20 protein-coding genes are annotated in these 22,835 nt (G+C 58.4%); 9 read left to right on the top strand and 11 right to left on the bottom strand.

Annotated features, from left to right (window positions below; translation table 11 throughout):
- Nucleotides 1–139 precede the first annotated feature (139 nt).
- Nucleotides 140–3,553 carry an indolepyruvate ferredoxin oxidoreductase family protein gene (locus QEZ52_RS03605; RefSeq protein ID WP_406648048.1) on the top strand — a complete coding sequence of 1,138 codons (3,414 nt, stop codon included), beginning with the start codon at nucleotides 140–142 and terminating at the stop codon, nucleotides 3,551–3,553.
- A 46-nt stretch (nucleotides 3,554–3,599) separates the two neighbouring features.
- Here the strand turns inward: QEZ52_RS03605 and QEZ52_RS03600 are convergent, their stop codons facing one another.
- The 3 genes from QEZ52_RS03600 to QEZ52_RS03590 are packed head-to-tail and all read right to left on the bottom strand — an operon-like array spanning nucleotide 3,600 to nucleotide 8,212.
- Nucleotides 3,600–4,274 (bottom strand): TetR/AcrR family transcriptional regulator, encoded by a 675-nt coding sequence (locus QEZ52_RS03600; RefSeq protein WP_406648047.1) that lies wholly within the window; start codon nucleotides 4,272–4,274, stop codon nucleotides 3,600–3,602.
- A gap of 9 nt (nucleotides 4,275–4,283) precedes the next feature.
- The gene (locus tag QEZ52_RS03595; RefSeq protein ID WP_406648046.1) at nucleotides 4,284–5,813 is read right to left on the bottom strand and encodes a trimethylamine methyltransferase family protein; all 1,530 of its coding nucleotides are present in this window, start codon (nucleotides 5,811–5,813) and stop codon (nucleotides 4,284–4,286) included.
- Nucleotides 5,810–8,212 carry an FAD-dependent oxidoreductase gene (locus tag QEZ52_RS03590; protein ID WP_406648045.1) on the bottom strand — a complete coding sequence of 801 codons (2,403 nt, stop codon included), beginning with the start codon at nucleotides 8,210–8,212 and terminating at the stop codon, nucleotides 5,810–5,812. Before QEZ52_RS03590 ends, QEZ52_RS03595 begins: the two co-directional genes overlap by 4 nt.
- 141 nt (nucleotides 8,213–8,353) lie before the next feature.
- Here QEZ52_RS03590 and QEZ52_RS03585 point away from each other — a divergent pair, with 141 nt between their 5' ends.
- On the top strand, nucleotides 8,354–8,944 hold the full coding sequence (locus QEZ52_RS03585) for a M23 family metallopeptidase (RefSeq protein WP_406648043.1): 591 nt from the start codon (nucleotides 8,354–8,356) through the stop codon (nucleotides 8,942–8,944).
- 227 nt (nucleotides 8,945–9,171) lie between these two features.
- Here the strand turns inward: QEZ52_RS03585 and QEZ52_RS03580 are convergent, their stop codons facing one another.
- The 4 genes from QEZ52_RS03580 to QEZ52_RS03565 all read right to left on the bottom strand — a co-directional run bounded on the left by QEZ52_RS03580 (nucleotide 9,172) and on the right by QEZ52_RS03565 (nucleotide 14,533).
- Entirely contained in the window at nucleotides 9,172–9,801 is a 630-nt protein-coding gene (locus tag QEZ52_RS03580; RefSeq protein ID WP_406648041.1) for a glutathione S-transferase family protein, read from the bottom strand.
- A 251-nt stretch (nucleotides 9,802–10,052) separates the two neighbouring features.
- Complete coding sequence (gene tuf / locus QEZ52_RS03575; RefSeq protein WP_406646644.1) at nucleotides 10,053–11,228, bottom strand: elongation factor Tu; 1,176 nt, start codon at nucleotides 11,226–11,228, stop codon at nucleotides 10,053–10,055.
- Between the two features lie 124 nt (nucleotides 11,229–11,352).
- Nucleotides 11,353–12,039 (bottom strand): hypothetical protein, encoded by a 687-nt coding sequence (locus QEZ52_RS03570; protein ID WP_406648040.1) that lies wholly within the window; start codon nucleotides 12,037–12,039, stop codon nucleotides 11,353–11,355.
- A gap of 145 nt (nucleotides 12,040–12,184) precedes the next feature.
- A complete protein-coding gene (locus QEZ52_RS03565; RefSeq protein ID WP_406648039.1) occupies nucleotides 12,185–14,533 on the bottom strand; it encodes a DNA topoisomerase IV subunit A in 2,349 nt (782 codons plus the stop codon).
- Between the two features lie 231 nt (nucleotides 14,534–14,764).
- Between QEZ52_RS03565 and QEZ52_RS03560 the strand changes: the two genes are divergently transcribed.
- The 6 genes from QEZ52_RS03560 (at nucleotide 14,765) to QEZ52_RS03535 (ending at nucleotide 19,208) form a co-directional block, all read left to right on the top strand.
- Entirely contained in the window at nucleotides 14,765–15,406 is a 642-nt protein-coding gene (locus QEZ52_RS03560; protein ID WP_406648037.1) for an SH3 domain-containing protein, read from the top strand.
- Between the two features lie 123 nt (nucleotides 15,407–15,529).
- Nucleotides 15,530–16,363, top strand: coding sequence for an SDR family NAD(P)-dependent oxidoreductase (locus QEZ52_RS03555; protein WP_406648036.1), 834 nt, complete (start codon nucleotides 15,530–15,532; stop codon nucleotides 16,361–16,363).
- 97 nt (nucleotides 16,364–16,460) lie between these two features.
- Nucleotides 16,461–16,661, top strand: a complete 201-nt coding sequence (locus tag QEZ52_RS03550) for a twin transmembrane helix small protein (RefSeq protein ID WP_406648034.1) — start codon at nucleotides 16,461–16,463, stop codon at nucleotides 16,659–16,661.
- A gap of 4 nt (nucleotides 16,662–16,665) precedes the next feature.
- Complete coding sequence (locus QEZ52_RS03545; protein WP_406648032.1) at nucleotides 16,666–17,238, top strand: ATP:cob(I)alamin adenosyltransferase; 573 nt, start codon at nucleotides 16,666–16,668, stop codon at nucleotides 17,236–17,238.
- Nucleotides 17,239–17,520: 282 nt separating this feature from the next.
- Nucleotides 17,521–18,279 (top strand): electron transfer flavoprotein subunit beta/FixA family protein, encoded by a 759-nt coding sequence (locus QEZ52_RS03540; RefSeq protein WP_406648030.1) that lies wholly within the window; start codon nucleotides 17,521–17,523, stop codon nucleotides 18,277–18,279.
- Nucleotides 18,279–19,208 carry an electron transfer flavoprotein subunit alpha/FixB family protein gene (locus QEZ52_RS03535; RefSeq protein WP_406648029.1) on the top strand — a complete coding sequence of 310 codons (930 nt, stop codon included), beginning with the start codon at nucleotides 18,279–18,281 and terminating at the stop codon, nucleotides 19,206–19,208. Before QEZ52_RS03540 ends, QEZ52_RS03535 begins: the two co-directional genes overlap by 1 nt.
- 51 nt (nucleotides 19,209–19,259) lie before the next feature.
- Here the strand turns inward: QEZ52_RS03535 and QEZ52_RS03530 are convergent, their stop codons facing one another.
- Entirely contained in the window at nucleotides 19,260–20,075 is an 816-nt protein-coding gene (locus tag QEZ52_RS03530) for a DUF6473 family protein (RefSeq protein ID WP_406648028.1), read from the bottom strand.
- A gap of 177 nt (nucleotides 20,076–20,252) precedes the next feature.
- Here QEZ52_RS03530 and QEZ52_RS03525 point away from each other — a divergent pair, with 177 nt between their 5' ends.
- On the top strand, nucleotides 20,253–21,128 hold the full coding sequence (locus tag QEZ52_RS03525; protein ID WP_406648026.1) for a 3-hydroxybutyryl-CoA dehydrogenase: 876 nt from the start codon (nucleotides 20,253–20,255) through the stop codon (nucleotides 21,126–21,128).
- 102 nt (nucleotides 21,129–21,230) lie between these two features.
- On the opposite strand, the gene QEZ52_RS03520 is transcribed toward QEZ52_RS03525, so the two are convergent.
- The 3 genes from QEZ52_RS03520 to QEZ52_RS03510 are packed head-to-tail and all read right to left on the bottom strand — an operon-like array spanning nucleotide 21,231 to nucleotide 22,827.
- A complete protein-coding gene (locus tag QEZ52_RS03520; RefSeq protein ID WP_406648024.1) occupies nucleotides 21,231–22,118 on the bottom strand; it encodes a lysophospholipid acyltransferase family protein in 888 nt (295 codons plus the stop codon).
- Nucleotides 22,119–22,149: 31 nt separating this feature from the next.
- A complete protein-coding gene (locus tag QEZ52_RS03515) occupies nucleotides 22,150–22,419 on the bottom strand; it encodes an HPr family phosphocarrier protein (RefSeq protein ID WP_406648022.1) in 270 nt (89 codons plus the stop codon).
- A gap of 15 nt (nucleotides 22,420–22,434) precedes the next feature.
- The gene (locus tag QEZ52_RS03510) at nucleotides 22,435–22,827 is read right to left on the bottom strand and encodes a PTS sugar transporter subunit IIA (RefSeq protein ID WP_406648020.1); all 393 of its coding nucleotides are present in this window, start codon (nucleotides 22,825–22,827) and stop codon (nucleotides 22,435–22,437) included.
- Nucleotides 22,828–22,835 lie beyond the last annotated feature (8 nt).

The raw sequence follows: 22,835 nt of genomic DNA, 5'->3' as shown, positions 1-22,835 counted from the left end.
GTATCCCTTTCAGAATTTCATTATCTTCTGGAAACTCTACCCGAATTATCTCCATTCTGGAACATTATTGGAAGAATTCTCCACCAATTCGAGGGTATTTTAACCGTCACTTCGAAACCCGCGCAAGGACAGCCCAGCAATGACCCGGCTCACTCATGACTTTACCAGCTACCAGTTGGACGACCGCTACACCCGTACGACCGGTCGGGTTTTCCTGACCGGCACGCAGGCGCTGACCCGGGTGATGCTGGATCAGGCGCGTCGTGATCGAGACGCCGGATTGAACACCGGCGGTTTTGTCTCTGGCTATCGCGGTTCTCCGCTCGGAGGGGTGGACCTGGAGATGTGGCGGTCGCGGGACCGATTGAAGGAAAACAGCGTCACTTTCATGCCCGCTGTGAACGAAGACCTGGGGGCAACAGCAATATTGGGCGCGCAGCAGGCGGTGTTGGACCCTCATTGCGAGGTCGAAGGCCTGTTTTCCATGTGGTACGGCAAGGGCCCCGGAGTGGACCGCTCTGGCGATGCGCTGAAACATGGCAATGCCTATGGGTCATCATCCAAAGGCGGCGTGCTGGTGGTGGCCGGAGATGACCACGGGTGTGTCAGCTCATCCATGCCGCATCAGTCGGATGTGGCGTTCATGTCGTGGTTCATGCCGGTGCTGAACCCGGCCACAGTGGATGAATTTCTGAGCTTTGGCGAATACGGCTTTGCGCTGTCGCGCTATTCGGGCACCTGGGTCGGGTTCAAGGCCGTGTCCGAAACCGTCGAAAGCGCTCGTTCGGTTGATCTGCAACCCGACCGGGCATTCACCCTGCCTGATCTGCCCGACTATCCTGGTGGGCTTCATGTGCGTCTGGCCGATCTGCCCAGCCCCGAAATCGAAACCCGCATCCAGGCCAAACTCAAGGCTGTGCGCGCCTTTGCCGAAGCCAACCCGATTGATGCGCGCGTTTATGACACCGAAAAATCCAAATTCGGCTTTGTCACCACCGGCAAGGGGCATCTGGATCTGATGGAAGCCCTGCGCCTGTTGGGGTTGGACGAAGCCGCCTGTCGCCGTCTTGGAATCGACATCTACAAGGTCGGCATGGTCTGGCCACTGGCACGACGCAACGCCTTGCGGTTCGTAAACGGCAAAAAGGAAGTGCTGGTCGTCGAAGAAAAACGCGGCATCATCGAAAGTCAGTTCAAGGAGTATTTCTATGACTGGCCCGGCAACAAGCCGGACAGGATGGTTGGAAAATACGACAGCCACGGGGAACCGCTGGTTCCCTGGACCGGAGAGTTGAATCCGCAGATGCTGGCCCCCATTGTGGCTGCGCGGCTCGACAGTTTTTTCCCAGAAGAAAACTTGCCCGCCAAAGCCAAGGCGCTGGTCGATACTCCGCCCACCCTGCTGAACATATCCGGAGCCACCCGCACCCCCTATTTCTGTTCGGGCTGCCCGCATAACACCTCGACCAAAGTTCCCGAGGGCAGTGTCGCCAAATCCGGCATCGGGTGCCACGTGATGGCCAGTTGGATGGACCGGGAAACAGCAGGCTACGCCCAGATGGGCGGCGAAGGCGTACCTTGGGTTGTCGCGTCGAAATTCAACGGTGGCAAACACGTCTTTCAGAACCTGGGCGAAGGCACTTGGTATCATTCGGGGTCTCTTGCCATTCGTCAGGCTGTCGCTGCGGACACAAACATCACTTACAAGATCCTTTATAATGATGCTGTGGCCATGACCGGGGGCCAGCCGGTCGACGGCCCCGTCAGTGTCGTGGGCATTGCCCAGACGTGTCGCGCCGAAGGGGTCGACCGGATTGCATTGGTGTCAGATGACATCGCCAAATTCACCCGTGCCGATTTCCCCGCGGGCACCAGCTTTCATGATCGGGCCGCCCTGGACACCGTCCAGCGTGAGCTGCGTGAGATCAAAGGTGTGAGTGTTCTGATCTATGAACAGACCTGTGCCACGGAAAAACGCCGCCGCCGCAAACGCGGCACAATGGATGATCCCAAACGGTTTGCCTTTATCAATGACCTGGTTTGCGAAGGGTGCGGCGATTGTTCCGTCGAGAGCAACTGTCTGAGCGTCGAACCGTTGGAAACCCCGTTTGGGCGCAAGCGCAAGATCAACCTGAGCTCCTGTAACAAGGATTTTTCATGTCTGAACGGATTCTGCCCGTCCTTTGTCACCGTCGAAGGTGCCACCCGGCGCAAACGTCAGCCCGCCGGACTGGATGTCGCCGAGTTGACTCAGGGCCTGCCCACCCCACAGCTCCCCCCTCTCACCACAGCCTTTGATCTGTTGGTCACCGGAGTGGGGGGAACAGGTGTGGTCACCGTTGGTCAGTTGATCACCATGGCCGCCCATCTCGAAGGGCGTGGGGCTTCGGTTCTGGATTTCACCGGGTTCGCCCAGAAATTCGGGACGGTGTTGTCCTATATCCGGCTGGCGGAGACACCCGCAGGCGTCAACCAGGTCCGCATAGATCCCCGCGCGGCGGATGCTGTCATCGGGTGTGACGTGGTCGTCAGCTCGGCCCCCAAAGCATCCGCGCATTACCGCCCCGGCACCCGTATGGTGCTGAACACTGCCGAAATGCCCACCGGAGACTTGGTCTTGCACCGGGACGCCCGGCTAAAGGTCGCCGAGCGCCACAACGCGATCGCCGGTTTGATCGGTGCCGAAAACCTGAGCGGCTTTGACGCCAACGAAGTTGCAGAAACCCTGTTGGGAGATACCGTTCTGGCCAATGTGATGATGTTGGGATTTGCCTGGCAAAGGGGTCTGGTCCCGGTCAGCCAAATTGCACTGGATCAGGCGATTGTTCTGAACGGCGTCGCCATTGACAGGAACAAGCTGGCCTTTGCCATCGGGCGGGCGCTGGCCGCCGACCCCGCACGCCTGTCCAGCCACTATGCCGAACCAGAGGATCAGGAGGAAACGCTGGACCAGATGATTGCCCGGCGCGTCGCGTTTCTAAGCGGATACCAAGATGCAGCTTATGCCAAGCAATATTCGGATCAATTGGCCGGTCTGCCAGAGGCACTGGTCGAACCGGCGGCCCGATCTCTGTTCAAACTGATGGCCTACAAGGACGAATTCGAAGTTGCCCGACTGATGACCGACCCGTTGTTCACGGATCGTCTGGGCCAGGAATTCACAGGCGACTTCAGGGTGAACTATCATCTCGCGCCCCCTCTGTTCAGCCGCAAGACTGACACCCGCGGTCGCCCGCTGAAACGCGCCTTTGGGCAATGGCTGACCCCGGTGCTGTCGCTGCTTGCCCAAAGCAAGAGGCTCCGCCGCTCCGCCATGAATCCCTTTGCCTATCACGGCGAAGCGCGCATGCACCGGGCGCTGCTGGCCTGGTATCAGGATCTGGTTGCCCAGGCTGCGCGGGATGCCACAGATCAGACGGTTGAGACCTGGCAGCAGATCCTGTCCCTGCCCATGGAAATTCGCGGCTATGGGCCCGTTCGCGAACAGGCCGCAAAGGCGGCCCGCAAAACGGCCTTGGATCTGTTGAACGATCTGGACCGGAACGCAGCATGATCACAAATCTGATCCATCGCATCGTCGCGTGTTCGACCGCGATGGATCAGCGCGCTTGTTTCCACTGCTCCATGGCATAGGCCTGGAACTCTTCCACCTCGCCGGGTTGCGGGTCGCGCCCCGTAAAGATGCGCAGGTATTCGGGCACTGTCCCGACACGCTCTTCGTTGGGTTCGTTCAGTTGTGCCACATCATACCCCAGCTGCATGTAATACAGCACCTTGGCACGGGTTTCCGCTTCAAATTCCGGATAATCATACCGGGCAAACATCCGGCTCAGCGCCTCCATCCGGCGCTGGTCCGACCGGTCCAGCAAACTGCGCACAGGGCCAGAGCGGCGCGCCCAATCCCGCACCGCAAAGTCCAACGCCGTATTGAACAACCCCGAATTGGCCGTGCACCGGAAAACATTGCAGATCGCAGCCGTGATGGTCGGCGCGGCGCGTTCGGCCATGGCGACCATGCCCGCCGTGTTGGTTTCCTCCCACTGCTGCAACAGCGCATCCAACAGGTCCTGCCGGGATTTGAAGTACCAATAAAAGGACGACCGCGACACGGCCATACGGTCCGCGAGTGCCAGCACCTTGACCTGTTCAACCCCATCCGAAATCAGAACGTCCATGGCCACGTTCAGCCAATCCTCCCGCGTGACCTTGATATTTCCGACCAAGGGCTCGGCCTTGGGATCATCCCGGTGCAGAACAGGTTTAGAACGGGCCATGCTTGCTCCTCAGCTTTCGGGGGCAGCTCCCCCTTGTTCGGTACGACGGGCGATGAAAGATTTCAACGCATCCACCCGATCCGGATCATGCTGTGGTGGCTGGAAATTGTCCACTACCCGCTGCCAGACGCCTGTCGCGCGATGGTTTGCATCCACGCTGCCCCGTTCGGTCCAGGTGCCAAAGTTCGACCAATCCGCCACAACCGGTTCATAGAACTGATCCTGAAACCGCTCCATCGTATGGGTTGCGCCAAAGAAATGGCCCGATGGCTGCACCTCGCGCAGAGCGTCCAATGCGATATCTGCGTCCGTCGCCGGGGTTCCAGCGCACAGTTCACCAACCATCTGCAGCACTTCCAGATCAGTGATGATCTTTTCATAGGACACGGTCAGCCCGCCTTCGAGCCACCCGGCCGAATGGATGATCACAGACGCCCCGGCCATCAGGCACCCCCACAGCCCGAACTGGGTCTCATTGGCGGCCTGCGCGTCGTTGACATTGGCCGCACTGCCCCCGGCACAGCGCCACGGCAATCCAACACGCCGGGCCAATTGCCCTGCGACCAGAGAGGCGCTGAAATGTTCTGGTGTGCCAAAGGCGGGCGCACCTGATTTCATGTCAACATTGCTGGTAAAGGTGCCATAGCACACCGGCGCGCCGGGTTTGGCCAATTGAGTCAGGGTGATCGCCGACAGCGCTTCGGCATGGCTGAGCGCCATCGCGCCCGCCACGGTGATCGGTGCCATTGCCCCCATCAGGGTGAACGGCGTAACAACCGACATCTGCCCGGCCCGGGCAAAATCGATCAGCCCCTGCGCCATCGGCATGTCAATCACGCGCGGCGAATTGGTGTTGATAATCGTGTAGCAATGGCTTTCTGCCTGGAATTCCTCCTCTGACAGCCCACGAAATTCGCGGATCATCTCGAACCCGTCCATCACCTGTGGGGTGCCGCGCGAATATAGAAACGGCATCTTGTCACTTAGCAACAGTTCTGTTTCCGTCATCGCATAGTGGCGCAGATGCATCGGGATATCCTGTGCCTCGACCAGAGGCGGCACCATATGCAGAACGTCATAGGATTGGGTGATTTTCACCATTTCCTGAAAATCGCGCAAACTTCCGGGACGACGCCCCCGCACCAGATCAGTGGCATGGGGGGCTCCAGCCCCGGGTTGAAACGCCAGATTGCCCAGCTTCAGCTCCAAATCACGGTGCCGTGCCCCGGCGCGCAACTGGATCGCCTTTGGTGCCGTGGACAACGCCGCCTCAACCATGTCACGACCAATGAACACCATCTCGCTGGTCTCATCGACCCTGGCTCCGCCCGCACGAAACAGCCTGCGCGCCTCGGGCAGAAGCACCTTGATGCCCAGCTCTTCCAGCACCGTCATCGACGCCTCGTGCAGCGCCTCGATCCGGTCTTCGGTAAAGGCATTCATCGGCGGAAACGGGTTTTTCAGGTTTCGATAGTCCACCTTGCGCTGGGGCGACGCTGCTGCCTCGCGTGCGCGGTCACGTCCTCGTCTGCGGCTCATCCTCGCATCGCCTTTCCTGTTGGATCATAGGGGGACGCCGCGATCACCCGCGCCGTACGTTCCACACCGACGATATGCACACCCAGCTCGGTGCCTTCTGCGGATTTGTCATGATCAACCAACGCCATGGCCAATGACTTCCCGGTATGGTGCCCATAGGCCCCGGACGTGACAAATCCCACCCGTGCACCGTCCGACCAAATCGGTTCATACCCGCTGGCATCCGCGTCCGGTGTGTCCACCTCGAGCGTCACCTGCACCTGCGCTGGCCCGTTCCCATCACGTTCGGCCACCGCCGCCTGTTTTCCGACAAACTCCTTGTCCCAGTCGATCCAGCGATCCATGCCCGTCATGCCCGGCGTATAACCTTGGGTGAATTCCGCCGACCAGATCCCAAAGCTCTTTTCGATCCGGGTCGACAGCATGGCGTTGAATCCGACTTCGCGGATACCTTCGCGTTCGCCCGCATCCAGCAACATCCGGCGGAGGGCGATATGATCTCCATAGCGACAGTTGATCTCGTATCCCTTTTCGCCGGTCACCGACATGCGCGCCACATGCGCCTGCACCAGACTAATGTCGAATTGCCCACAGCCCATGAATTTCAACGTGCCGATGTCCTGTTCCGCCAATTTTTCAACGACGGCCTGCGACTTGGGACCAATCACGGCAAATCCACAGATTTCTTCGCCCAGATCACGTACCGAGACGCCATCCTCCATATGGTCGTTGAACCAACGCATATGCCAGGCACGCAAGTAATAGCTGCCCATGATCCAATACCGTCCCTCACCCCAATTCAGCACGGTCAGATCGCCTTTGAGCTTGCCGTTTTCGCCCAGCATCGGGGCCAGCCTGGCCCGCCCCGGAGCGGGCAGCCTGGATGCCATGATCCGGTTCAACCAGCTTTCGGCATTGTCCCCTGTGACCTCAAACCTGGAGAAACCGGTGATGTCCAACAGGCCCACACCGTCACGGATCGCCTTGCATTCCTCGGCCACGATGTCATGCGCATTCGACCGTTTGAGCGTCGGGGTTTCCTCGAACCCCTGCGGTGCGAAATACAGCGGCACCTCCAAATCCCAGCTGCATCCCCATTGGCACCCTGCTGCCGTCATCGCATCATGCGCAGGGGCCATTTTCAGCGGTCGGCCCGCAGGCAGTTGTTCGTTGGGATAGGTCATGACGAACCGGCGCGAATAGAACTGCCCGGTGGTTTCGCGGATATAGCGTTTGTTCTGGGCAAAATCGCCATAACGCGCCACGTCCATACCATAGACATCCGCCTCTGGCTCACCATGGATCATCCATTCCGCCAGCGATTTTCCAACGCCACCACCCTGCAAGAAACCCGCCATGACAGCACAGGCCGTCCAATAGCCGCGCTTGCCCGGCACAGGCCCAACCAGCGGGTTGCCATCGGGCGAGAAGGTAAAGGCACCATTGACCCAGGTCTTGATCCCGACATCATTCAGGCACGGATAGCGTTCAAATCCCAGCATCAGCTCGTTTTCGATCCGCCCTAGGTCCTCCTGCTGCAGCTCGAACCCGTACTCCCAAGGCGCGCCGTCCTCCATCCAGTGATCATAGTCGATCTCGTAAATCCCGACCAACATCCCCTTTTGGTCTTGGCGCATATAGGTGAATCCTTCGAGATCCACAGTCATTGGCAATTCACGATCCAGCGCGGCCACTTCGGGGATGGTATCCGTGATCAGATAATGGTGGTTCAGCGGTGACAGCGGCAGTTCGACCCCCGCCATGCGCCCGACCTGTTTGGCCCAGAGCCCCCCGGCATTGACCACATGTTCACAGGTGATCGTGCCCTTTTCGGTGACCACCTGCCACCCATCAGCCGTTTGGTTCAGCTCGATCACCCGGTTGTTTTCGACCACCGTGGCACCGTATTTCTTGGCCGCCCCCGCATAGGCATGGACCGTGCCCGTGGTGTCGATGTATCCTTCGCGATCGGCCCAAAGCCCCCCAAGAATACCATCACCGGACATGACCGGGTTCAACGCTACAGCCTCTTCTGGCGTGACCAATCGACAATCGTCGATACCGATCGTCTGAAACACACGGTATGCGGACTGGAGCCATTCCCAGCGTTCCGGCGTCCCCGCCAGCGTCAGCCCACCGGTCATGTGCATACCGACCGGCTGACCGCTTTCCTTTTCGATCTCTTCCAGCAAATCAATGGTATAGGCTTGCAAGGCGGCAATATTGGGGTCTGCGTTCAAAGCGTGAAACCCACCGGCCGCGTGCCAGCTGGATCCAGCGGTCAGGATCTTGCGTTCGATCAGACAGACGTCCGACCATCCCATCTTGGCCAAATGATACAACACCGAAGCACCAACCACACCGCCGCCGATCACAACGGCCCGATAATGAGACTTCATCCCTGTTCCTCCCCGGAATCACACTGTCGGCACGAGCGTATTGAGCGACAACAGCCCTGTCTAGACATTTCTGTCTAGTACTATTGGATTGCACAGATGACCCGGTTTTGCAAATCTTCAACAAATCTCGGGGAGATATGAATGCGCATCCTTTTACTGGCTTTGACCCTTGGGCTCCTTGGTGGATGCGACCGGGAAAAACTTTATGGAAAATCAGACTATTACGATCAGCATATCCCGGAGATTCCCGTGACCATGCCGGCCAACGCCCCCTATATTTCCGAGCAATACCGCAACGACGGTTCGAAACAGCATCTGGGCATTGATATTTGGGCAAAACTGCACACGCCGGTTCTGGCAGCAGCACCCGGCGTGGTGCAGGCTTCCTTTTATGAACCAGCCTATGGAAATCGGATCGTCCTGTCCCACGGGATTGATGACACCGGAGCCGAACGTCTGACGGTCTATAAACACCTCAAAACACGGCAGGTCGAACCCGGAACACAGGTTGCCCGCGGCCAACAGATTGGAACCATGGGGGCGACCGGGGCGTTGGGGATGGCGGTGCACCTCCATTTTGAAACCCTGACCAAAGCCCGAATACGGGGCGAAGAATATTCAGATCCCCATCTGCATTGGGTGCAGGGTGTCGGTCGCGTCACCTGTTTTGACCCAAAACAGGTGTATCCTACGTCCGAGTTTCGCACCACCTATCCGGTAAAATGCAGATAGGTGACGACGCGTCCGACGCCGGCAAAGACATCGCCATATCGCTTGGGCCTCTCCTTTGGTCTGTCTCTGCCCGATCCAACAAGTGCCGCAACTGTACTGTGTCACGATACCCCGTGGGGATACGCCGGACAGGAAAAACACTGGCCCTGTGGGGGGGGGACACTGGCCCGGGAGGAACAACTGGGCGGGGCAACACCGGCACACCGCCCCGGTCTGGCATCAGCGCGCTATAGCTGTGCGCTGGGTCGCGATCGGATCGCCTCGTACCACGCCAGCGACGCAATATTGCCTTCGGGGATCCGCTTTTTGACCACCCGGGCAAAATCCGCAAAAACAAACGCACTGATATCGGCAAAGGTAAACGCATCGCTGGCGATCCAGCGGCTCTGTTGCAGCCGGTCTTCCAGAATATCCCAAAACAGATCAATCCGGGCCAAACCCCGTTCGGCGAGAGCAGGAATCTGAGGGAAATTTGTGGGTCCGGGAATAGCCCGGTCTTTGAAATGCGGGTTTGTATTGCGCAACGCCTCGGCGACGGCCATGCCGCCCTGTTGCTCGACAATCGAATGCCACATCAGAACCAACCCTTTTTCATCAGGCGTCCGACCCATCAACGGGAGATCGGGGAACCGTGCCTCCAGATAGGCCGCAATGCCCAGGTTCTCGGTCAGAACATGTCCCTCATCCGTCACCAGAACCGGGATTGTTGCCCGTGGGTTGACCGCCAGAAATTCCGGGCGCAGTTGCTCGCCTTTGGCGATCGACACGTCCTGGGTGTCGATATCAAGCCCCTTTTCAGCAATGAACATCCGCGCCCGGCGTGGGTTCGGGGCGGTCGAGCAATCATAAAACTTCATCTGTGTCTCCGGTTTGGTTTCCGTGCAGGTTAGACCTGCTGCACCGACCTGCCCAGTAGAACGCCACGGTAGCTCGCCCCGTTGAACGGGTACCCAGAAACCCAAACCCGCTGTCGCCGCCGCATGAAAAAAGGCCGCTCCGGGTTGGAGCGGCCTTCTTTTGGTGTTCACCGGTGTGGCGCTTGGCAGGTTTTCCCGGAAGGGAAAACCGCCTGTTGCCACTGGCCAGAGTTTTCTGCGAAAACTCGGCCTTACTCAGTGATTTTGGACACGACGCCAGCGCCGACGGTGCGGCCGCCTTCGCGGATGGCGAAACGCAGACCGTTTTCCATCGCGATCGGGGCGATCAGTTCAACGTCGAACTTCAGGTTGTCGCCAGGCATAACCATTTCGGTGCCTTCGGGCAGGGTCACGGTCCCGGTCACGTCGGTGGTCCGGAAGTAGAACTGCGGACGGTAGTTCGCAAAGAACGGGGTGTGACGACCGCCTTCTTCCTTGGTCAGGATATAGGCTTCGGCTTCGAACTTGGTGTGCGGCTGAACCGATTTCGGAGCACACAGAACCTGGCCACGCTCAACACCGTCACGGTCGATACCGCGCAGCAGGGCGCCGATGTTGTCGCCGGCTTCACCGCGATCCAGCAGCTTGCGGAACATTTCAACACCGGTACAGGTGGTGGTTTTGGTGTCGCGGATACCAACGATTTCGATGCTGTCGCCAACATTGATCACGCCACGTTCCACACGACCGGTCACAACAGTACCACGACCCGAGATCGAGAACACGTCTTCGACCGGCATCAGGAACGGCTGGTCAACAGCACGCGCCGGAGTCGGGATGTATTCGTCGACAGCAGCCATCAGCTTCTTGATGGATTCTTCGCCGATTTCAGGGTTGTTGCCTTCCATCGCGGCCAGAGCCGAACCAGGGATGACGGGGATGTCATCGCCAGGGTAGTCATACGAAGACAGCAGCTCGCGGATTTCCATTTCCACCAGTTCCAGCAGCTCTTCGTCGTCAACCTGGTCAACTTTGTTCATGTAGACGACCATGTGCGGGATGCCAACCTGGCGGCCCAGCAGGATGTGTTCGCGGGTCTGGGGCATCGGGCCGTCAGCTGCGTTCACAACCAGGATCGCGCCGTCCATCTGGGCAGCACCGGTGATCATGTTCTTGACGTAGTCGGCGTGGCCGGGGCAGTCAACGTGGGCATAGTGACGTGTTTCAGTCTCATATTCCACGTGCGCGGTCGAGATGGTGATCCCGCGCGCTTTTTCTTCCGGTGCGCCATCGATCTGGTCGTAGGCTTTGAAGTCACCAAAGTATTTGGTGATCGCTGCGGTCAGCGTGGTCTTGCCGTGGTCAACGTGGCCAATGGTGCCGATGTTGACGTGCGGCTTGTTACGCTCAAACTTTTCCTTTGCCATGGTAAGGCGCCCTTTTAAAATGTGGGGTCGTCACCGGACCCGTTCCTCTGCGCGCGCGACATATTTGGTTCAGCGACAAAAATCAAGGGGCTCTTGAAGCACGCCCCCAAGACCACAAAGTGAATCAGCCGTTTTGCGCCGCTGAATCCAATGGGGCATTGGCGGCCGGATCCTGCACCGGTTGCGTCGCGTCAGGTGCAGGCGCGGAGTCTTCGTCGAGCGTGTCAACCAGAAGCGGACGCACCACGACCGCATCGGTGGCCGCTCCGGGACGGGAGTCGAACCAACCTTCGGCTTTGCGTTGCGCGATCATCCAGTCCTCGATCTGACCGACAGCGTTGCGCGCCAATCCCAGAACCTGTTCTTCCTTGGATCGCGTATACCCCGATCCGACCACGGCACTTTCGGCCGATGTGGTTTCAAAAATGGTAAACTGCTCGACTTCCGAATTCAGCTTGGCCCCGGCGGCATCATCCCAGATCGTCACATTGACTGCGAGAACCGATTTGGGCGTGAATACCAATGGGACACCGCCTGTCGCCAGGTTGTACCCTTCGATACTGATACCAAAGTGATACAGCTGATCCCCCTGGTACTGGCCAAACCGCTCTTCGACCGCACGGGTCAGGGCGTCGGTCCATTCCTTTTTGGACGCATCGCGTGATCCGGGAACTTTCTGCAAGTTATCGGCAATCACGATGTTATGCCCCAGGCGGAACGCGCCCAAATCGGCCAAAGGCTCGTCCGGAGTCGTAGGCGTACACCCAACCACCAGCATCGTTGCAACCAAAGCGGCGAAAATTCGGATCATCTGTCGGAACCCCAAGAAAAACACATCGCTCCATTAGACCGACTGAGGGCGGGGGGTAAACAGGCGCTTGCACCCAAGGCTCCCACAGGTGCGCGCAGGCAACAGGACGGCGGCCGGAAGCCGCCCAATCCCGGCATGTTCAATGTCATTTGAACTTATAGGTACGCGGAAAGCCATAGGGCGGTCGTTTACCCACACCTGCGCGTTTGCCCAGCCATTGGGCCAAATCCGGTTCATGCCGGGTTTTGCCGCCTCCCATTTCCCAGCTCAGGCCGTCGGACCAGTCAAAGGTGGTGACATCGCTCAGCCCGCCATCCAATTCCAAAGCACCCTGTTTGCCCCGCGCCATATTGTATTTCTGCAACCGCACGCCTTTGCCGCGGCTCATCACCGGCAATTCTTCGGTTGGGAACACCAGGAATTTTCCGTTCTCGGACACAATGGCCACGTGGTCACCAATGACGGGGATACACAGCTTGGCCTTGTCGTCACCCTTGACGTTCAGGACTTGCTTGCCGGTCCGGGTCTGCGCGACGATTTCCTTTTCCTCGCAGACAAAACCGTTGCCCTCGCTCGAAGCGACCAGCAGTTTGCCGTCCGGGTTGTGGATCATCAAGTCGAGAATTTCAGCCTCATTGGGCAGATCGACAATCAATCGCACCGGCTCGCCCATCCCGCGCCCCCCCGGCAGATTGGCCGCGGACAAGGTATAAAAGCGTCCGTTTGACCCAAAGACCAGCAATCGGTCCGTGGTTTCCGCATGGAAAATGAACCGTGGCCCATCTCCATCCTTGAACTTGAGCTCGCGGGTCAGGTCGATATGACCCGTCATCGCCCGGATCCAACCCATCTGTGAACAGACCACGGTGATCGGCTCGCGGTCAATCATCGCCTCCAGCGGCACTTCTTCGACTTCGCCTGCTTCGGCAAAGCGGGTGCGCCGCGCGCCGCCGTCGTAGTCTTTTCCGAACTGCTTCTTGGTCTCTTTCAGCTGATCCGAAATCCGAGACCATTGCAGATCATCCGACGCAAGAAGGTCTTCGAGCCCTGCCCGCTCTTCCATCAATGCGTCGCGTTCGCGGATCAACTCCATCTCTTCGAGGCGGCGCAAGCTGCGCAGCCGCATGTTCAGAATGGCGTCGACCTGGACTTCGGACAGCTCGCCCTCGCCCGGTGGCGGGCTGACGTAATCAGATTCGTCCATCGCCCGGACAAAATCACGGCTCCAATCTTCGCGCATCAAAGCGGCCTTGGGATCATCGTCATACCGGATGATGTCGATCACACGGTCCAGGTTCAGAAAGGCAACGATAAAGCCCTCGAGCACTTCCAACCGGTGGTCGATTTTTTCCATCCGGTGTTCAGAACGGCGTTGCAGCACCTCGCGCCGGTGATCCAAAAAGGCGCGCAGCACCTCCTTCATCGAACAGACCTTGGGGGTGACGCCGTCAATCAGAACGTTCATGTTCAAGCTGAACCGCACTTCGAGATCCGAATTGCGATACATCATGCCCATCAGCACATCCGGGTCCACATTCTTGGATCTAGGTTCCAGAACGATCCGGATATCTTCGGCTGACTCGTCTCGGATATCGGCCAGAATCGGGATTTTCTTGGTCTGGATCGCCTCGGCAATCTTTTCGATCAGCTTGGACTTCTGCACCTGATACGGGATCTCGGTGACAACGACCTGCCACTGACCACGGCCCAGATCCTCGACCTCATAAGAACAGCGCAACCGGAACGATCCACGTCCAGTGCTATAGGCCTGGGCGATGTTTTCGCGTGGTTCGACAATCACACCGCCGGTCGGAAAATCCGGTCCTGGTACATAGTTCAACAATGTGTCGTCACGGGCATCCGGTGTCTTGATCAAATGCACACAGGCATCGATCAGTTCGGCAATATTATGCGGCGGAATGTTCGTGGCCATCCCCACCGCAATCCCGGCGGCACCATTGGCCAGAATATTGGGAAAGGTCGCCGGCAATACGCTGGGCTCCTGCAGGCGCCCATCATAATTGTCGCGAAAATCGACCGCATTTTCGCTCAACCCTTCCAACATCGCCTCGGCGATAAAGGTCATCCGGGCTTCGGTATAACGCGAGGCCGCCGGATTATCGCCGTCGATGTTGCCGAAATTCCCCTGCCCGTCGACCAGCGGGTAGCGCACTGCAAAATCCTGGGCCAAACGCGCCATCGCATCATAAATCGCGGCATCGCCATGCGGGTGGAAATCCCCCATGGTGTCGCCTGAAATCTTGGCGGACTTCAGAAATCCTCCTGTCGAATTCAGACGCAGGCGGCTCATGGCATATAGAATCCGCCGATGCACTGGCTTTAGCCCGTCACGCGCATCCGGCAGCGCCCGGTGCATGATCGTACTCAGCGCATAGGTCAGATATCGCTCGCCGATTGCACGGCGCAGCGGTTCAGATATCTCAGAGCCCTGGGGGCCCTCATTCTTGGCGGGGTCGTCTACCACTTCGGTCATGGTTTACTGATACGCATCAATGCAAGCAGGGTAAAGCGACCGTTTCCAGTTGTCCCCAACCTTGTTCATGTCCTGTACCGGTTTTCTACAACCTTTTGGTGTGGGGAGAAAAAACTATTGGTTCCCCGGTGTTCCGAATCGTTCAATTCGGTAACAATTGGAGACATCCGGATTGTCTGCCACCGGAGTCGCGCTAAAAATTCTTTTATGATTGCCTTTGGGGGGTGCGCCATGTCGCGCTTTGTTGTTGTTTCATTCGCCTTTCTTGGATGGGCCTTTTACGAGCTGAGCGGGGGCGCTGATTTTCAGCCCCCTGAACGACCCGATCAGCTTGCCAAACAGGACGTCACCCAACGCCTCGGCGTCATCGAACGCGTTGCGGCAACAGCCGTGACCAAACCCAAACCTGTGCTGGCCAAACGCGTCACCCGCAGCTTTCCCATGCCCCAGGAACAAACGACCCAGCAGGTTGCCCTGACCGAAGAGGCCGCAGCAGCGCGGCGCGATGTCCTGAGCCGCGGGCTAGCCGGCGGGTTCGAATTGTTCCCGGTCCAGGCCGCGTCTACGGGACTCTCGGTGGCATCGCTTGCAGATGGTACCGCCCAGCTGGTTTCCATCTCGCAACCGGCACCTGCCGCCGAAGAACAGGTGCCCTATGCCGACCCTGAACCGGATCTGCGCGAAGTAACTGGCACCCGCGTGAATATGCGCAACGGACCCGGCACCACTTATCCAGTGATCGAGCGGCTGTCATTGGGCAATGCGGTCGAAGTGCTGGACGACAGCGGCACAGGTTGGCTGCGCCTGCGATCCGTGCAGGGTCAGAACATCGGCTGGATCGCTGCTTCGCTGATCAGCAAGAAGTCCCAGTAGCGCGCGTACAACATTTGTTCTCATTTCGCGATTGACCCGATTGATCCGAACGCTAAGTCGCGCCATAGGCTGTTGGTCAGGAAACTCACCGGACACTAACGGGACAATTGCGGGCAGATCTTCATGAAGAAGTCGATTTTGATTACCGGGTGCTCGTCTGGCATCGGATTGGACGCAGCGCGGGGGATGCGGGACCGCGGTTGGCAGGTGTTTGCCTCCTGCCGCCAACAACGCGATTGTGACCGGATGCGCGCCGAAGGGTTCCAGGCCCCGCGGATCGACTATACCGACTCTGACAGCATCAAAACCGGACTGGCCAGCGTTCTGGATCACACCGGCGGCACATTGGACGCGCTGTTCAACAACGGTGCCCACGGCCTGCCCGGTGCTGTCGAAGACCTGCCGACCGACGCATTGCGCAATATTTTCGAAGTCAATCTGTTTGGCTGGCATGAACTGACCCGACAGGTGATCCCGGTGATGCGCGCACAGGGCCACGGGCGCATCGTTCAGAACTCTTCGATCCTGGGTCTTGTCGCCTTTCCGTGGCGGGGCGCATATGTGGCAACGAAATACGCGCTCGAAGGGTTGACCGACACCATGCGTGTCGAGCTGCGCGGCACGGGCATCCATATATCATTGATCGAGCCTGGCCCTGTCACCTCCAAGCTGCGGGAAAAATCGATCCCTCATTTTGAACGGTTCATTGATTGGGAAAATTCGCCGCTGCGCGCAAAATACGAATCCAGCCTGCTGAAACGCCTGTATGAAAGCACCGGGACCGACCGGTTCGAGCTGCCCGCTTCGGCCGTGACCGTCAAACTGGCCCACGCCTGCGAATCCCGCCGCCCGCACCCGCGTTATTATGTGACAACACCGACCCATATTGGCGGCCTGTTGCGGCGCATTCTCTCGACCCGGGCATCTGACCGTCTTCTGGCCCGTATCGGTGGTTAGCGTTGTGTGGCCAGCGCGCCGAGGCAAAAAGTCATTCGCCTTTCTGGGCGACCCGCGTTAGACCATCGGCAGATTCTGGAAACCTTGCGAGGACATCATGGGCGACCCGCTCTTTATACTTGTGGTGATTGCCATCTTGGCCGTTGTCGTCGTTCTGGTGCTTGGCATTGGCGGCTTTGGCAAAGGCGGTAAATTCAACAAAAAATACAGCAACAAGCTGATGCAATTGCGGCTCCTGCTACAATTCATCGCTGTGGGGCTGATCCTGCTGTTCATTTATCTGCGCCAAGGGGGCTGATCACATGGTGGTCCTAAACAAGATCTACACCCGCACCGGCGACAAAGGCGACACTGCCCTGGGTAACGGCACCCGTGTCGCAAAGCATTCGGCCCGCGTATCGGCCTATGGCACATCCGACGAATTGAACGCCTTTGTCGGCGTTGCCCGTTTGGACGCCACCGGGGAAACCGATACCGCGCTGGCCCGCATCCAGAATGACCTGTTCGATTTGGGCGCGGACCTGTGCCGTCCCGACATGGAACAGGATGCGACCGCCGAATACCCACCGCTGCGCATGGTCACGGCACAGGTCGAACGGTTAGAAGCGGAAATTGACATCATGAATGCAGATCTCAAACCCTTGCGCAGCTTTATCCTGCCGGGGGGATCACGGCTGGCGGCGCAATTGCATGTCTGCCGGACAGTCGCGCGCCGGGCCGAACGTCTGGCGACCGAATTGTCGACTGTCGAACAGATCAACCCGGCCGCCGTCAAATACCTCAATCGGCTGAGCGACTGGTTTTTTGTCGCCGCGCGTGTCGCCAATGACAACGGCACGGCCGATGTGTTGTGGGTTCCCGGCGCAAACCGCTGACCCCGCATCCATACGACGATTTGCGACACCGGCCACCCCTATCGGGTGGTCGTATTCATTTTCATTGATTCCCGCGACCCCGGCTCCCGCCGCCGCGTCGAAAAACGAGCACTGCGCAACATTCTTGCAAAGAATCTGACGCAAAACACCAAACGCGACGTCGGTGTGCCAAAACGTGACGATTTTGCCCTGTTATGGCGGGGACGGCTTCTGTATCAACACCGCGAGAGCATGGAGGGGAGTCGCCCTGGGCGGCTGCCATACTAAGGAGAGAACGCAGAAATGAAGGTACTCGTGCCTGTCAAGCGCGTGATTGACTATAACGTTAAGGTCCGCGTGAAGGCGGACGGCAGCGGTGTCGATCTCGCCAACGTGAAGATGTCGATGAACCCATTCGACGAAATCGCGGTGGAAGAAGCCATTCGTCTGAAAGAAGCAGGCAAGGCCGATGAGGTCATTGCGGTTTCGATCGGCGTTAAGCAAGCTCAGGAAACTCTGCGCACGGCTCTGGCCATGGGTGCAGACCGCGCGATCCTGGTGATTGCAGCGGATGATGTGCACACCGACATCGAGCCTCTGGCTGTTGCCAAGATCCTGGCAAAAGTAGTCGAAGAAGAGCAGCCCGGTGTTGTTCTGTGCGGCAAACAGGCGATCGACAACGACATGAACGCCACCGGTCAGATGCTGTCGGCGCTGCTGGGCTGGTCCCAGGGCACCTTTGCCTCGGGCCTGGACATCGATGGCGACAAGGCCGTCGTGACCCGCGAAGTCGATGGCGGCCTGCAGACCATCAACGTGTCGATGCCTTCGATCATCACCGTTGACCTGCGCCTGAACGAGCCGCGTTATGCGTCGCTGCCCAACATCATGAAGGCCAAGAAAAAGCCGCTGGACGAGAAAACAGCCGCCGACTATGGCGTCGATGTCTCTCCGCGTCTGGAAATCGTCACCACATCCGAACCCGAAGCCCGCGCTGCTGGCATCGTGGTTGGGTCGGTTGATGAACTGGTCGAGAAACTCAAAGAAGCGGGGGCTGTGTAATGGCTGTTCTTCTCCTTGCTGAAGTGACCGACGGCGAACTGGCGATGGACGCCACCGCCAAGGCCGTGACCGCCGCCAAAGGTTTGGGCGATGTGACTGTGCTGGCTGCGGGCGGCACTGCTGCTGCTGCCGGTGAAGCCGCAGCCAAGATCGACGGTGTGGCACGGGTCCTGGTTGCCGAAGATGCGACACTGGGCCACCGCCTGGCAGAATCCACCGCGGCGCTGATCGTCAGCCTGGCGGGCGATTACGAACACATCGTTGCGCCTGCCACCACTGACGCGAAAAACGTGCTGCCCCGCGTGGCGGCTCTGTTGGACGTGATGGTGATTTCGGACGTCTCCGGTGTTGTCGATGGCAACACATTCGAGCGCCCGATCTATGCCGGCAACGCGATCCAGACCGTGAAATCCTCGGACGCCAAAAAAGTCGTCTCCTTCCGCACCGCGACATTCGACGCGGCTGGGACCGGTGGCTCTGCGTCGGTTGAAACCGTGTCGGCAGTTGCCGATCCGGGTCTGTCGTCGTGGGTCGAAGACAAGGTCGCCGCCTCTGATCGTCCCGAGCTGACCTCGGCCGGGATCGTTGTGTCCGGTGGCCGTGGCGTCGGGTCCGAAGAGGATTTTGCCCTGATCGAGAAACTGGCTGACAAGCTGGGGGCCGCCGTTGGCGCATCCCGCGCTGCGGTCGACTCGGGCTATGCCCCGAACGACTGGCAGGTTGGTCAGACCGGTAAAGTTGTGGCTCCTGACCTGTATGTTGCCGTTGGTATCTCGGGCGCGATCCAGCACCTGGCCGGCATGAAGGACTCCAAAGTGATCGTCGCGATCAACAAGGACGAAGAAGCACCGATCTTCCAGGTCGCAGACTTCGGCCTGGTCGCCGACCTCTTCACCGCTGTCCCGGAACTCACCGAAAAACTCGGCTGATCCCGAACCGCTTCCCAAATCGAAAAGGCCCGCCAAATAGGCGGGCCTTTTTTACAAGGCGCGCAAGAACGCCTCCAAATCTGCGGCAACCCTGCGATGTGCACAGGGCCCGATCACATGACCCGCTATCGGGCGATGTACCGGCCCCACCTCCATATCCTGAACTTCTCCGCCGGCATCCGCACGCTGTACGTCAGTTACCACGACACCTCGTACCTGCGGACCAAGCGTCTCGACCATGTGTCGGCTGACCAAGGGCGGTTCGTGATCCAGAAAATGGGCATTTTCATTCGGGCCATATCGGATCCAGAGCAAGACGATATTGGCCCCCAGCGCCCGGATCAACAGGCGCATCCGGCTCAGCCAAACCCGTTGCAATTCGTCCTGAACCACCGCGAACCGCGCCTCTGAAACCTGCTGGATCGTATTCAACAGATGCCGGTTAAAGTGGAACTCCGTAAAGTCGATCTCGGGAAATAGCGCAACCAGTTTTGGCAAAACCTCCACCAGCCGGTCATTGCGCCTGGGATGGACCCGAAAATACCGGTTCGACAAATTCTGTGCCCCCATGACCTGGACCACACTGACCTTGGACGACCGGGCCCGTCGCAGAATTCCGGGATCATGCATAAAGCTGTCCAATCCCGCATTCACGCAACCAAAGTTGACGCATGTTCGCCCCAGCTGGCTTTCCAGCAATGCCGCAAACGGCATGTCCACAAAGCGCCCGAAAACCTCGGTTCCCCCGAGGATCGCGATATAGGGGCTGGTCAGGTCCCGCTCCGGTCCCCGGACCAATAATTTCGACTCCCCGTACCGACAGGGAGCGATTCCCGGTGCGTCTGCACCAAAGAGTTCATAGCTCATCTTACCCACCAATATTCACCCAAGACTCACTATGATGGGCAGCCGTTGCCAAATTGCTAATTCGTTAATTTTAGCAAAACTAGGGCGATCACAGCGGGGTGGACATAACGTCCACTTGTCCTTGAACCCTGACAGCCGATAAGGTCGGACCAAAGCAAACCGAGGGGCAGTCAGGCCATGGAAATTCAGAAGATCGGGATTATTGGCGCGGGGCAAATGGGCAACGGGATCGCCCACGTCATGGCATTGGCGGACTACGATGTGGTCATGACCGATGTCAGCCAGCAGGCCCTGGACGCCGCTCTGGTCGCCATCCAGAAAAACATGGACCGTCAGGCCAGCCGCGGCAAAATTTCCGATGCAGACGTCAAGGCAGCCATGGGGCGGATCTCGACCACATTGAACCTGCCCGATGTTGGGGCCACAGATCTGGTGATCGAAGCCGCAACAGAGCGGGAAACTGTCAAACAGGCGATCTTCGAAGATCTGCTCCCCCACCTTCAACCGCATACGATCCTGACCTCGAATACATCGTCGATTTCGATTACCCGTCTGGCGAGTCGGACTGACCGCCCGGAACGGTTTATGGGTTTCCATTTCATGAACCCCGTTCCTGTCATGCAACTGGTGGAACTGATCCGCGGCATCGCCACCGATGAACCCACCTTCAATGCCTGCAAGACGGTTGTGGATCGGTTGGGGAAAACCGCTGCCAGCGCCGAAGATTTTCCCGCCTTTATCGTCAATCGGATCCTGATGCCGATGATCAACGAAGCGGTGTACACATTGTACGAAGGCGTGGGGAATGTCCGTTCAATCGACGAGTCGATGAAACTGGGCGCGAACCATCCCATGGGTCCGCTGGAGCTGGCGGATTTCATCGGGCTGGACACCTGCCTGGCCATCATGAATGTCCTGCATGACGGGTTGGCCGACACCAAATACCGCCCTTGCCCGCTGCTGACCAAATATGTCGAAGCTGGGTGGCTGGGTCGCAAGACCAAACGTGGCTTTTATGATTATCGGGGTGAGACGCCCGTACCTACACGATAACCTGTTCCACAGCGACAAAGGCCCAAGGCGGATTTTCCCCCTTGGGGCTTTGGGGTGGCCGCAGCCCAGACACCGCCAAACGATCGCTCAGCAGTGTGTGGATCAGTTACCAAGCCGCATGGTGTGATCGCGCAACCAGGCCATGAACCCGCGCGGGTCTTTTTGCAGGGGCTGCATTTCTTCGTCTGTCAAAGGCTTGCCAATGACCGGCTTTTGCGGGCGATTGCACGAGCGCACGATTTCATGCAGCAACAATCCCTGACGCAGAATAGCGGACACCCGGTTTGCAATCAGATACCAGCGCGAATTGGAGCCCGGAAAGAAAATCGGCACCACGCGCGCACCCGACCGGCGGATCATCTGCGCTGTAAAGACATTCCATTCCTGTTCGATCGCAGGACCAAACCAACTGTCCGAACTCATCACCACACCCGACGGGAACAGCGCAACAACACCGCCTTCTTTCAGGTGTGTCATCGCGTTGGCCCGCATTTCCACCATCTTGCGTTGGGCTTCGGGGTCATGTGGAAACGGAACTGGAATCATGAAGGATGTCGCAGCTTCGTCCAGCCCGGTCAAAACGGATCGGGTCAAAATCCGATAATCTTCACGCCTCTGGCCGATCAGCTCGGCAAGAATCATGCCATCAACCATCCCGTGAGGATGGTTGGCCACCACGACCACCGGCCCGTCTGCCGGAATATTGCGAATCTGTTCGATTGGCGTCAGGAGCTCGATACCCATGACATTCAGGGCACCCCGCCAAAACTTCTGTCCCCGGTAAACGGCATTCGTACGTTCAAATTTCTTGACCATCCGCAGGATCGAAATCTTGCCCGTAAACCACTCGATGGCCCGGATCGCAAAGGATGTCCATGGATTGTCAAAGGAATTGGCATAAGTCAGCGTCCGGCGATCATAGATTTCGCCCGACTGCTGTTCCGCATCCGGCCTCAGGTCAGCCCTATTTTCATGTGCGGTATCAGCCACTATCCCAGTCCTGTTCTCATTTCTGGCCGGGTCAGAACCCTTCGCCAAACTTGTCAGCCACCAATGCTTCGAGCGCATCTGCCAATGCATCAGCATCCGGTCCAGACGTCTCGACGTCAATAGTCGTTCCCTTGGAGGCTGCCAACATCAAAAGTCCCATAATACTGTCGCCTGACGCGGACAACCCGTCGCGGCCGACTTCTGCCGTGGCGTCAAACCCTTCGACCACTTCGACCAACTTGGCCGAAGCCCGGGCGTGCAGTCCCTTTTCGTTCACGATTTTCAATGTTCGTTGTGTCATATGGCTCCCAGTGCCCTATTCAGGGCTGACATTGCGGGTGTTAATATATTTTTTACCGGCTTCCATCGCGCCCCGAACCGCATCGCCAACGGGCAGGTGGCGGGTTTTCGCTAGCTTGATCAGCATCGGCAGATTGGCACCATACAGGATGCGTCTGTTCTGGGGGGTGCAGGCCTTGAGGCTCAGGTTTGACGGAGATCCTCCAAACAGATCCGTCACAACAACCACACCGTCACCGGCATCGACGGCGTCGGCAGCAGCGCAAATTTCCTGCTGTTTGTCGTCACGATCATCATCTGGCAGAATGGTAATCGCCTTTAGCCCCATCTGGGCACCCACCACATGTTCGACCGCCGCCAGATATTCTCTGGCCAGTCCCCCATGTGCCACGATCACTATTCCGATCAAATCGGCCT

Source organism: Aliisedimentitalea scapharcae (genome assembly GCF_045277565.1).
Classification (GTDB): Bacteria; Pseudomonadota; Alphaproteobacteria; order Rhodobacterales; family Rhodobacteraceae; genus Aliisedimentitalea; species Aliisedimentitalea scapharcae.
The sequence above is the reverse complement of the archived record's forward strand: the minus strand, read 5'-3'. Positions and strand labels throughout refer to the sequence as shown.